Consider the following 13511-nt stretch of genomic DNA (forward strand, 5'->3'; position numbering starts at 1 on the left):
ATTTTTATGATTAAAAACTATTCAGTCGGCGGCCAATTTGTATCGTCTCCATTGCTAATATCTTTTTCATGTAGCAATCCGCCTTCCTGTAAGAAATAAAGCGCATAGCGTTGGCTACCTTGCTTCACTTGAATCACAGACTCCATCGGATTTTGTGGAAAAGTCAACACATACACATCCGTCACTACCCATGTATTATACTTGGAATCCATGAAAGCCGTATAAACTGCCGGTACCAGCTGGTCTATGCTATTCAGTTCATTTTCCGTCATCACCCAATTGGCATTGGCATCAAACCAAACCTCTAGTTCGTCATTACTTACCCAACAGTCAGCTACATAATAGGCACCTTTCATCTCCCATTCTACATTCTGGGCAGCCGGATATACCTGTTTTAAAGCTTCTGTAATATTACTGGGCGGAACAAAAGTATCATCATCATCATTATCACATGCGCCAAACGAAAGAGCAGTCATCATCAATACCACTGCCCAAGCGCTAAACTTAAATCTCCACATAGCTATCTTCTTGTTTAGGTCTATTTATCACAAATCTTCAGTTAATCATCAGCCTTGATAAACTTTCCCTTCTTATCAAATTTGAAAGAAAGTCCGGTAGACAATTCTATTTCATACCCTTTGCGGTCACGTTCAACTTTGGTCACTCCTTCGTTCACAAAATTATGAGACTTCAAATAATTGACAGCAAATCCCGGAATAATACTAACAGGAACAACCTGTCCTTTTTTTGCACTTACCTCTTCCCAGTTGCCCTTGCTATCAAAATCAATTTCTGTACCATCCATCAATACTACTTCATACTTGGTAGACTCCATCATATCTTTATCAATTTTGATATGAGCCACCTCTGGTTTCGTAAAATGACTATTGATAAAATTACGTGCCGGAAGCGGTAACTGATTCATGTCTTTGGTAATTACATCTTTTGCAAATGAAAACTGTACGGCTACAATAGCCAACACAAGTAAAGATAGAATTTTCTTCATAATCGTTATTCTTTTAGCGTTAATACTATACTTTATTCTATGCTACAAATAACGATACAGATTCTGGAAAGATTTAGGAATATTATGAGTTTGCTCTTTTTTTGTATTCTTTAACCATCCTAAAAAACATAATCATCCTTCCATAATCTTCCATTCCCCAATTGTGCATCGTTCACTATCAAAACTGACAGCTATCTTTATAATCGGGAGCCCACACAAAGCAAAACGTTCGGGATAATTCTTCAAGTTAATCTGTTCCATCGCCCTATCCGCTCCTTTATCCAACTTCAATTCCATCACATACAATGTGGTTTCTGTACGAAGTACCATATCCACCCGGCCACGGGGAGTACGAACTTCTACATCCACATAATACCCCAATAAACTGAATATGATATAAAATATTTGCTGATAATGTCCCTCATATTTCGTATTATCGCACTGAGGTATGGTGGACAAGAACATTTGCAAACGACGCAATGCAGCATCTATATCCCCATTACGGATATCTCGAGAAAGATACGCCACCATAGTATTGGTTTCCGGTGCTTTACTAACAACATAATATGGGAGAAGACTTTTCATTAAGCCTATTCTTACTTCCTTATTGGGGATATCCAATGTATATAAGTCTAATTCCTCATCATAGTCCTTTATCGTAATATAACCACTTTGATATAACAACGGGATAATGCTTGTCATCCTTTCTGTTGGTGCATCAAAATCCTCTACAGCGGCCTTTTTCTTCCCGATTTCGGAAGGTACTACGCCAAACTTATCCAGCATCTTTATCAGATATGTAGGCGTACCACTGCCAAACCAATAAGAACCAATCTTACCTTTTTCCATAGCTGTAAGCAGACTGAATGGATTGTATATGTCAGGCGACGGGTAAGTAAAGTGATACCCGTCATAATTTTCTTTCAGTTTCATCAAAACTTCTTCTGGAGTAATCTCCAACTTCTTCGCCAATCCCTCCACATCTTCTTTCATTTGAGAACGTATTTCATCTTCACTAATACCACAGATAGCAGCATAAGGTTCATCCATACTAATATTCTCAATATTATTAAGTTCGCTGAATATACTGAGTTGGGAGAATTTGGTAATACCAGTCAGAAACACATATCGCAAATAAGGATCACACGCTTTCAATGGACTGTAGAAGTTGCGCATGATGTTGCGCAATACATCAAGATTTTCCCGTTCATGCGCCACATCCAGCAAAGGAGCATCATATTCGTCGATAAGTACGACCACTTTCTTACCTGTTTGTTGATAAGCACGCTTTATCAACCCCATCAAACGTTGATTGGGATTAATCTCCTCCTCTAACTTTCCATAAATTTCTTCGTAATTGAACAATTTCAAATTCAATTCTTGAAATAACTGTTCCTCATCTACATGTTTGGCGGTACTCATATCGAAATGTAGTACAGGGTACTCCATCCATTCTTTCTCCAGCTTCTCAATAGCCAACCCTCTGAACAGTTCTTTATGACCGGAAAAATAACTGTGTAACGTAGAAGTGAGCAATGACTTTCCAAAACGCCGTGGGCGACTTAAAAACATATAGTCAGAAGCCGAATGTGTCATCCGGTAAACATATTCTGTTTTATCAATATAGAGGTAATTTCCCTCCCGTATCTTCGAGAATGTCTGTATCCCGATAGGATATAATCTTTGCAAATTTTCCATATCAATCATATATACATTATATATATATCACAAAGATAACAAGTAAATCCGAAAACAGGTATTATACAAGACATTATTATTTTTTCTTAAACAGACAAAAAGATAGCGTTAACCAACATCTCCCCTAAAAACAATATGCCAACGATCCTCACAGACAGCTGGCATATTTCACATATAGATACATATCAGTTTTTACACCGATATGAGGGCCAAGTTAAAAATATACCGCTGTACGATTTCTAACCTGCAAAATGCAGGGATTTCATGAGTTTATCATGAATCTAGGGACCTACATATTTCTTCATTTCAACATTTATCTTATACCATCCCAATGCATTACTACCACCCACTCTTTCGGTTGGTAAGTTCCGTGAAAACGGTGCGGAATCGTAGCAACCACCAAATCACAATTAGAAGCTAATACGGCTCTTAATTCCTTCAATAACATATCCATCCGAACAATTAAATGAAGATACTTCATCATACACCGTATCACCCGTACATACTGATAAATGCACATATCCTCTCCCCGTCTTATCTCACTCAGTGTACTGGGAGAGATAGCAAATTCGCTGGAAAAGAAACTGTTACTGAAAATACGATCCGTTCCCATTAAAGCCAATACCAAATTGCTTAAAAACTCGTATGGTTTCTGTTTTTCTTTTGCCATGTCATTCTATGATTAATAATTTATAATATTTCAGTTTTTATTACTTTATCAAACATTGTCCACATAGGGAAACAATCAGCGATTCACTGCTAAAATCAACTGTCACTGACACTATTCGCAAAAAAGCATATTGCGTGAGCTTCCTGCATTTTTTCGAGCATATAATTTTTCGTCCCTAAAAAAACAACAAGAGTTTATCGACTGGATACAAGCAAGTTATAAATCTCATACACCTCTTCTTTCCCCCACCAACGTGCCCTCCTTTCAAAAGGCCAAAAGGACATAAGGACAAAAATCCCCTATGGTACTATAAAAATTCCAATGCCAACGACGAAGCCTATTAGTTGGGAGAGGAATTCCAGAAAGGAGCTCCTTTATTTCCCCGAAATTCGTACAATAATCTTACCTTATTGTCGAATGATTGTGTTACTGAAGACGGAAGCAAACGCGAACAAGATGTCGCTCTTCTTTCCAAGCACAGCCCTTTCACTAAATAATCCTGACAATATAGGTAATTTCGTTCAAGAGTTGCCCAATCACTTCATGACAGACAAAACGATTCAGGTTGGCGCAATACACGATTTCAATATTCGTAAGGTTACACGTCTACAAAATCACTTAACATAATAAAAATCAGCAATATACCTCATGATTCTTATACTAAGATGAATAATAACAGTCATATATGTCCTTTTTGTCCTTTTGTCCTTTTGGAGAACTGGAAAAACATCGGGAGATTTGAAAAAAACATCTCAATAATTGAAATCAAACATTGGGATATTTCGATACAAATCTCCCAATGTTTTTTCTTTATATTTGTGTATCTAAATACATCACTATACGTAAAATCAGGAAATATCAACGATCTTCACAGACAGTTGATATAGTGGGAAATTCACATCGGCTTTAACCTCCGATGTCAGGGCGTAGATTAGAAATGCGCCGTCGCGCTATTTCTAATCCACAATGTAGGAGCTTCATGCTGTAAACAGCATGAAGCTAGGGACCTACATTTTTCTTCATCTCACATACGAAACACTCACGTGTTTATTACATCTCAACATTTTCAACATTTATTATATATACCCAAATTGTTTAAGAAAAATCATCTCAAACACTGACCATCATTATCTCTATACCAATCCTTAATAGCTTCTTCAAATGTATAATGAAACTTATACCCCGAATCAGCCAGTTTCTTTCCACATATATTAGTAGAGATCATTAACTTCTTCACACGAGCCGGACAAATACCTAGTGCCTTTCCCCCTAACGGACCGACAATACTTGCAACTGTCATTAGAAGACTTCCCGGCACCTTGACAATGGTACGTTGTAATCCCGTAGCCTTTTTCATCGTTTCTACTATTTGCTCGATAGTAAAAGCCGGTTCAAATGTACAGTTATATAACTCTACTCCTTCGCTATGATTCTCCAACCGGTAAAGCATAAAGCGAACCAATTCTTTCACATAAATGCAAGCTTTAATCGTATCTTTACGACCCGGATAGAAGAACTTACCACCACGGATCCCCCAATACAAACGGGTAAAGTTACCATTTTCCCCTTTACCGAATACCACACCCGGACGAACAATAGTAAGTTGCCGTTCGTTCGTTTTTTTTGCCTGCCAAATCGCATGTGTTTTTTCAGCCACTAACTTAGAAATTCCATAAGGCGTGTTCGGTGTGGGAAGCATCTCTTCTGTTTTCAAATCTTCTGCTGCACCATAAGGAGCAATGGAACTGGTAAAAACTATTTTCTTTATCCCGAACTTCTCGGCAAAAGCGCATACATTCTCTGCACCACGAATATTCGTCTCAAAATAAGCCTGATCCGGATGCCCCGGAGTACGATGAACGGCTGCAAAGTTAAAGATGATGTCTTCGGAAGTAACGGGAATATCAATATTTATTTCAGAACGAACATCACAATTGATATATGTAGATTTACCTTCATGGTTATTCTCCACAATATCCAGATTGTATATTTTCGTACCCGGATATAAATTATCAATTAGAGCAATAAGGTGCGTACCGATAAAACCGGAACCGCCAAATATAAAATAACTCATTTCACTAGATGATTAAATTCATTATATTTTAACTCTACAAACTCCTTTATTTCCTTCTTAAAACGTTCTTCCGAAAAAGTCTCCGCATGGTTACGTATCATTTTAGGATCAAACGGTGTTTCTAGTTTTTCAAATCTTTCTACTGCATCAATAATCGAATCAACAGTTTGCTCATAAAAGAAAATACCTGTTACTCCGTCTTTCACTGTTTCCAAAGAACCTCCCCTGCCATAAGCAATAACAGGAGTCCCACATGATTGCGCTTCAATCGGAATCATACCAAAATCCTCATCTGCTGCAAAAACAAAGGCTTTAGCTTTCTGCATCTTTTCTTTTAGTACGGCAAATGACTGATATCCCATGACAGTTATATTATGCTCAGCAATCTTGCGTATCTTTTCCAAATTAGGACCTCCACCAATCACAACCAGCTTTTTATTAGACATACGACTGAAAGCTTCAACAATAAGATCTATTTTCTTATATCCCACCAAACGACTACTAGTTAAATAGAAATCTTCTTTCTCTACGCACAAATCAAAGTTAGAAATATCAATATTAGGGTGAATTGTTACAGCATCCCGCCTATATGTCTCCTGAATTCGACGTCCCACATAATCGGAATTACTTATAAAATAGTCAACCCGAAAGCTGGATATCAAATCCCATTTACGAATACGGTGAAGCATATATTTAGCCAGATATCCTTTCAAGCCTTTTGTCAACCCCGATTCTTCCAAATATTCATGATACATATCCCATACATAACGAATAGGAGAATGACAATAACAAATATGCAGTTGATCCGCTTTGGTTATAACTCCTTTGGCAACAGCATGAGAAGATGATATAATCACATCATATCCCCGTAAATCAAACTGTTCTATTGCAAACGGAAATATAGGCAAATACATCCTATGCTTCTTTACCCCTAAAGGCAACTTCTGAATGAATGATGTATGGACTTTATTCCAGTCAATCCCTAATTCGTCACAAACTTGTTTTTTAGCAACTAAGGTGTAAATATCTGCGGCAGGAAATACATCCGCAATAGCTTTGACTACTTTATCAGAACCGCCAACAGTTACTAACCATTCTTGAATGATGGCAATCTTCATATTATTTTTCATTTAAAGAGAACTCATTAATTCAAAGTCTGGGTAGAATATCTTTCCTAATACCCATTCTCAATAACTCGGATAATTTTTTCCACAACTAAATCAAAACTATAATGAGACTCGATATATTGTCGTGTTTGCATAATATCTGTATTAAGCTGGGGTCTTACCACAAGCCAATCTGCCAATGCTTTTATATCACCATCTTTAAAGAAAACCACCGGAAGTTCCGAATACACCTCCCGTAATACTGGTAAATCTGTAATAATAGCATTTCCCCCAAGATACAAAGACTCCAATGGTGGTATACCAAACCCCTCATAATGAGTTGGTAAGACTAAAGCTAATGCCTGAGATACAATATCATATAATTTATTATTAGAGAGAACTCCCGTAAATAGTATATTATCACCAGCACTTTTCAGCAAATCCATTACATACCTATCTTTAGTTTTAATTCTCTCATAGTCACCAATCAATACCAACCTTATATAAAATCCACGCTTGTTAACTTCATTAATGGCTTTAATTAATACATCAATACCTTTGTGTTTTTTTATATTTCCCACATATACATAATATGGAAAATCATATATGCGTTCTTTTATGGGATTATATTCCTTAATTTGCTTAGAAATACCATTCAGAATGACATGAATATCTTTATTTGTATGGAAATGTTTTTTTATTCTGGTAGCCGAAAATTCAGAAACTGTAAATAAAGCCTTAGACAGACAAACCGCACGTTTATAAAATGCCCATCTTAATAACGTTCCCCAACGAGAAGAAAGCCCTTTAACATCAAAAAATAAAACATCATGAATTGTAGAATAAATAGGGACCTTAATTCTGCCTGGTATATTTATATATGGACAATAATAAATGTCACACCTATTTATTTCTTTCACAGGAAATGCCCACAGCTCTTTCAAAGAAAATTGAGGAATGTTTGTAATCAATAAATCGACATTGGGTATACCTTGGTATAGACCTATTTGCTTTTCACTGCCAATCAAAAGATAGTGATGTTTCGTATACTTATAGATTAACATAGATACAATATTCTCAATATGCGTACCAATACCACTATTACCTATAAGTCGAGCATCTATTGCAATTTTCATAATTATATTTTCTATTGTATATCTTTTCGTCCATACGTAATCAATCTATCACATTTTTCATTCTGTATTTGAGTACCATCCAACATGATACCTATCAGTAACCAAGGATAGAGAAACGTCATTTGTACACCAAAAAAGAAAGGAAACTGAGATAAAAATACTATTTTCCAATTAGAAGTCAAATGGTAGATTTTTTTCAGAATCATTCCCCACAAGATCAATCCTAATAAACCAAATTGATTTATTACATCTATTATTCCTCCATAACCAGAAGCATCAAAAATAGATATAACAGGAAAAAAAGATCTGTATTCATCCAAATTCCGCAGAAGGGGATAGTTACCCATACCAATACCTATTATCGGATTCTTAATAAACATTTCATGTAATATAAATGTAGCAGATATACGTCCAGCTGTAACAGAATAATCTTCCGGATTATTATTCACATATACTTGCAACATTTGCGTATCAACAATTCTTTGAATGTATATATTTGAAATAAACACGAAAACTATCAAGAAAAACACCACCGAAATAGGAAGAAGAATATATTTAAATCGTGAATAATATCGACTTTGGCGAAAAGAAGAAATCCAATAAATTGCGAGATAAGCACATAAACAAGATACACCAGCTTTCGATTGAGATAGAATTAAAATGACTAAAAAGATTAATGTATATTTTTTCTTACCCACGAATAAAATATTTAGGACTATTAACATGGAATACATTAACCCTAACGGCCCCCCTTCTACATAAAATCCTTTAAGTCTAAGAAAAAAGGATCCTTCATGCGAAACAGATATCCAATCAGTACCTAAATAATTCAATAAATATAAAAATATAAGTAAAAAAGAAAAGTAATAACTTGAATTTAAAATCAATCGCACTAATCCTTCTACACCTATTTTTTTTGATATATTACAAATATACTCTGTAAATCCTAAACAAGCTATTAATTCAAGATAACGACTAATAGATATCCAATACGATGTTTTCAGAAAAGAAGGAGCAACACTATTGTCAAAACTCATAAATGGATTCTTAACAAAAGTCGCAAGTAAAAAAAATGTAAACAAAATAAAATAAGAATAAGTTACTTTATGTATTTTTTTTAGGCATAAAAGAGCATATAACAAAAATATAATCTCTGATAATTTCACGGGGCCAATTTTCAAATCAGTAAATTGAATAGCTAGTATTATCAAAGCAGAAGTCAAATAATAAAATGATTTATTTCGCACTATACAAATTTGTTACAGTAGTCAACATTTATTAAATACACATAATTATCAAGTACGATCAATTGCTTAGCAAACATTTTTTCGAAGAAGAAACTTCATTTATAACTTCTATAAGTTCATCTATCATTCTGTCTGAATCTAACAAAGGCAAAATTATTTCTCTTGAATTCTCTGATAAAGAATGTAACAATGTCTTATCTTCATAAAGGTTCATAATAGCATCCGATAAACTAATATCATCCAAAGGTTCAATTAAAAGCCCATTTATCCCATCATGTATTATTTCAGGCAATCCACCTACTCTTGTTGCAATCACTGGAACACTATAGGCACATGATTCGATAGCAACAGTCGGAAATGTATCGGGCCATATAGATGGCACAATAGACAAGTGTATTTGTGAAAAAAAATCCGCAGGCTTTATATAACCTAAAAAAGATATTCTTTTATCAACAGAAGTAATCTTCTTTAAATATTCTTCATACTCAATTGACTCTCCACGCCCGGCAATAAATAAAGTTGCATTAATATCCAATCGCATAAATGTTCGAATCAACCATTCTACTCCTTTAACCTTCGATAAAGTTCCAATATATCCAATTCGAAAAGGGAATTCAATATTCCTACTCCTATGTTCATTAGACTCTGGCATATTGCGTGCATTGTAAATTACGCGTGCTTTTGCATTACTAAAATATCCGCTTCTCTTTAAACGTTCCAATACATAATTACTTACGCCTACCACAACATTTATATCCTTAGACTTTCCCTTATGACAAAAACGCATCAAACTACAAATTCTACATTGTTTTTCACACGCTCTCTCATATTTAAACATATTGCTACCTGGACAAAGTAAATATAAGTCATGTAATACCTGAATAATAGGAACTTTCCTCTCTTTAATCACATCCCATACCGAAATTGAAAAACCCGCTAAATTGTGACATATTACGACATCAGGTTTTTCTTTTTGCATAACTTCTCTCACATACTTTCGCATCCCAACATTGTAAATATCTCTAATATGCCAAAGCATTCTAACATATTTATTTGGCTTTGAATTGCTAAAATGCCAATAAAAGTTTTTAATTCCAGCTCTATAAACTGTTATACCATTCACATCTTCTTGGCATAAGCCCAAATTAGGGCTAGTAGTTAAGACAGAAACAGTATAACCTCTACGCTGAAATCCTTCCACTTGCTCTTGACATATAACTTCAGCTCCTCCACCTATATGAGGGCTATATAAGGTATTTATAAATAGAATAGTCATATCATGCTATAATTGTATCCAACTATCAGGAATAATATCACTCCCCCCCCCTCTATTCGACCATTTTTGAGGAGCAACAACTATTTTATCAGGATTTTTGTTAAGCCATGCTGCCCACCAACTATACGAACTATTGGAAATTATATTATGTTTAGCACATGACATTAATTGCATATCTAAATAATTCATCTTACCAGAAGTCGGATTCCAGTCACAAAGAGTATAATTTAAATCCGTCAAATTATTCAAGACCCATTCCTTATTATCTGTAAAAACATAAAAAATAGGGTTATCAACATGTTCCCTAACATATTTTATAGCTTCATGATAATATTCTATAGGACAAATTCCCGAAAAAATTGGGTTTCTTAAATAATCGACACCTTTCCTTATATGGATAGCAACTGAATTTTGCGAATTCATTATGCATTCTGCTTCTCTATTCCTTTCTTGTTCAAATTGTAAAAAACAAAAATCTTCACGAATATCATTTTTAATGTCATGAAAATATTTTTCAGATTGCCATATTCCCATTAGGCACTTATCACCTTCCAATTTATCCCACAAATTAATATCATACTTAAAGCTATAATTTATATAATATTTCCATGAGAGTTTTCTTATTATCCTAGAAAATACATCTTTCTTCGCTACTCTTTTAAAATATTGGCATTCTCTATATCTAACTCTAGGAAAAACATCAATCAATGTTGTCTGCTCAAAGTTCCATTCTGGCAAATATGACTTTTCATCAAAATAAACATCAATGCCTTTTGCTTCTATTGCTTTATATAAAGCATAATGAAACATTCTATTTGCCAATCCCGCATTTGAATATACAACTATCATATTATTTCAATTTTGAATTAAACATATCTATTGCCGCCCCCATTGCAGCATCCATATTATAATACTCCCATTCAGCAAACCGTCCTAACAAATAAAGTCCTTGCTTCTCTAAAACATTCTTCAAGTTTAGTATCATCTCTCTTGTTAAAGCATCTTGAATAGGATAAGTATATTTTGTATAAGTATGAGTAAGATACCGTGGAGAAAAAGGAATTTTTTCTAGATTTTTTAAAATATCTTCTTTAGAAATATGATCTGTAAATTCTACAACACCTGTCAATACCCCAGGTATATTATTTGCTTCTGAAAAGTTACCTGTACATATAATACGATGTGCCTGATACTCTCTTGATGGTAAATAAATCCAGCTATATGGATTTTTCTCTATTTCACAGAAAACTGATGTTGTCCCATGATATTCCAACTTCTCAATCATAGATTCAAAACTTGAAATATCCACTACATTATTAAGAAGTACAGGTAAATCTTTTATATTACCACAAAATATGACCTGATCAAAACAATCATTATTAACCAACCAACATCCATTTCCTTTTTCCAGACTAACCACTTGTGTATTATATCGTATATCCAATTCTTCTGCCAACTTATTAGCAAAAAATTGGGATCCGCCATATCGAGGATAGAAAAAAGTACTATGGACAAAATTCTTCTCTTCTAAATGAATAAAATTATTATATAATATTTCTTTTAAAGTTGGCATGGGGAGTTTACCTTCCAACCAAGACAAAGGAACCGTTGTTAAGTCTCTTTTCCATATTTTCTCATTATAGGGTTGAAAATACTCTCTATAAAGCATTACTCCAAAACGAAAATATAAGAATTCTTCAAAATTGGTAGGTTCACCTTTTGTATCCCCATTTTTAATCATCTCCTGCAAATTATCAATAAATTCATCTAACAAAACTGGTGTAAATTGATAAGCATGATTTTCTACTGGATAATTAATTAATCTACGATCCGGCATAGAAACAACAGAATTCCGATCTGCTTTTGAAAAATCCTTTTCTTTATCAAAGATACTCTCAAACCATTCCAATACATCTTTCCGCTTGGTATTAAATACATGTCCCCCCACTTTATGATACAAACATCCATTAATATTATCACACTTGATCAAACCACCAGGTTTATTCTCTTTTTCAATAACAGTTACTTTATTTCCACCATCAACTAATAGACGTGCAATAGATAAACCCGAGACTCCAGCCCCAATAACTACAATTTTCTTCATCTTACATTAAATCTTGAATATACTTTTCCAATTGATCCACAGCATATTCCGTTCGACAATTTTGCATAGCATAAGCTCTACCTCGGTACGAGCATTCTTTATACAGTTCTGCATTATTCAATAATAAATCTATACTTTTATGCATCTGAGATATTGATTCAACAACAACACCTCCTGGCAACAACCTTGTATTCCCAACATTAGTGCTTACAAATGGAACTCCCTTTGCCATTGCTTCAATAATAGATATAGAGAATTCCTCAAAAAAACTTCCGACTAAATATAAAGTTGCATTTGACAATATATCTGGAATATCTTCTCGAGCAACTCCTGATAAAAAGAACACATCTTTTTTACCATAGGTCTTTTCTAATTCTAAATTGTAAGCTATCAGTTCTGCAAAATATCGTGAAGACCCTTTTCCTATAAATATAATTGAGATATCATCATTTACAGATTTATAGAATTCTAGTAAAATTCCTTTTTGGTTTTTATAAGGAAAATAATTTGCAATACTCAGACAATAACGTTTATTAGTTGGCTGGGCATATTTTAAAAGCGGATTCTCACGATTAGAAGTCTCAAAAAAAATATCATCTACTGCATTCCTTAAAATTTTCACCCTTTGAGCATATTTTTCCAAAGTCGTTTTACTACTATCAACTTCTGATAAACAAAGGCATAAATCATACAGAGACAGATATTTCCTCAAATATACAAAATAAAATAAGCGATATTTAAAAGCTTTCAACATACGACCTGAGAAATTTATCTTTAGTGGGTATTGGAAAAGGCCGCCAAAACCATGAACGTGCAGTATTTTAATAACATCTTTCAAATCTACTAAAATAGGATATAGACATCGAGAGGTCAATGCCTCCGGACATTCATTTATAAGTATATCTACATTAGCCTGTTGAATATAATTTTTAAACTCTGTAATTTCCCCTGATATAAATTTCAGTCTAGTAGTATGTATTTCAAATCTCACAATATCAACACCATTAAAGGATTCTTTAGCAGGTAATGAATCATATTTAATAGTTACCACTGTTACTTTATATCCTTTTTGTGCTAATCCTTCACAAAGATATCGACTTACAGCTGGCACTCCCCCAGTTCTTGGATAATAGTCATCTGTTGTTAGAAGAAGATGTTTCATTATTTATTATTCAATTTTATATAACTTCAAAT

The 13511-nt window shown here is 34.1% G+C and carries 12 protein-coding genes; all 12 read right to left on the bottom strand.

Going from position 1 to position 13511, the window contains the following annotated elements; genetic code table 11:
* Positions 1-17: 17 nt before the first annotated feature.
* Positions 18-518, bottom strand: a complete 501-nt coding sequence (locus AB5217_RS10165; RefSeq protein WP_009000788.1) for a PepSY-like domain-containing protein — start codon at positions 516-518, stop codon at positions 18-20.
* A 41-nt stretch (positions 519-559) separates the two neighbouring features.
* Entirely contained in the window at positions 560-1006 is a 447-nt protein-coding gene (locus AB5217_RS10170; RefSeq protein ID WP_032843210.1) for a PepSY-like domain-containing protein, read from the bottom strand.
* Positions 1007-1138: 132 nt separating this feature from the next.
* Positions 1139-2713 carry an ATP-binding protein gene (locus AB5217_RS10175; RefSeq protein ID WP_009000786.1) on the bottom strand — a complete coding sequence of 525 codons (1575 nt, stop codon included), beginning with the start codon at positions 2711-2713 and terminating at the stop codon, positions 1139-1141.
* 304 nt (positions 2714-3017) lie between these two features.
* Positions 3018-3374, bottom strand: a complete 357-nt coding sequence (locus tag AB5217_RS10180; RefSeq protein ID WP_004302245.1) for a hypothetical protein — start codon at positions 3372-3374, stop codon at positions 3018-3020.
* Positions 3375-4479: 1105 nt separating this feature from the next.
* Positions 4480-5448 carry an NAD-dependent epimerase/dehydratase family protein gene (locus AB5217_RS10185; protein WP_032843209.1) on the bottom strand — a complete coding sequence of 323 codons (969 nt, stop codon included), beginning with the start codon at positions 5446-5448 and terminating at the stop codon, positions 4480-4482.
* Positions 5445-6566 carry a glycosyltransferase family 4 protein gene (locus tag AB5217_RS10190; protein ID WP_032843208.1) on the bottom strand — a complete coding sequence of 374 codons (1122 nt, stop codon included), beginning with the start codon at positions 6564-6566 and terminating at the stop codon, positions 5445-5447. The genes AB5217_RS10185 and AB5217_RS10190 overlap by 4 nt, the downstream gene beginning before the upstream one ends.
* A gap of 56 nt (positions 6567-6622) precedes the next feature.
* On the bottom strand, positions 6623-7690 hold the full coding sequence (locus tag AB5217_RS10195; RefSeq protein WP_050486444.1) for a glycosyltransferase family 4 protein: 1068 nt from the start codon (positions 7688-7690) through the stop codon (positions 6623-6625).
* An 11-nt stretch (positions 7691-7701) separates the two neighbouring features.
* A complete protein-coding gene (locus AB5217_RS10200; RefSeq protein WP_139147503.1) occupies positions 7702-8727 on the bottom strand; it encodes a hypothetical protein in 1026 nt (341 codons plus the stop codon).
* A 268-nt stretch (positions 8728-8995) separates the two neighbouring features.
* Positions 8996-10213: a glycosyltransferase family 4 protein gene (locus tag AB5217_RS10205; RefSeq protein WP_032854641.1), complete on the bottom strand. Its 1218-nt coding sequence runs from the start codon at positions 10211-10213 to the stop codon at positions 8996-8998.
* A gap of 6 nt (positions 10214-10219) precedes the next feature.
* The gene (locus AB5217_RS10210; RefSeq protein WP_032854640.1) at positions 10220-11062 is read right to left on the bottom strand and encodes an alpha-1,2-fucosyltransferase; all 843 of its coding nucleotides are present in this window, start codon (positions 11060-11062) and stop codon (positions 10220-10222) included.
* Between the two features lies 1 nt (position 11063).
* A complete protein-coding gene (locus AB5217_RS10215; protein WP_032854639.1) occupies positions 11064-12317 on the bottom strand; it encodes a protoporphyrinogen/coproporphyrinogen oxidase in 1254 nt (417 codons plus the stop codon).
* Position 12318: 1 nt separating this feature from the next.
* Entirely contained in the window at positions 12319-13479 is a 1161-nt protein-coding gene (locus AB5217_RS10220; protein ID WP_032854638.1) for a glycosyltransferase family 4 protein, read from the bottom strand.
* Between the last annotated feature and the right edge of the window lie 32 nt (positions 13480-13511).

It is taken from the genome of Bacteroides sp. MSSM.1001136sp1_RTP21357st2_D2_RTP21359_211015, assembly GCF_040913205.1.
Taxonomy (GTDB): Bacteria; Bacteroidota; Bacteroidia; order Bacteroidales; family Bacteroidaceae; genus Bacteroides; species Bacteroides ovatus.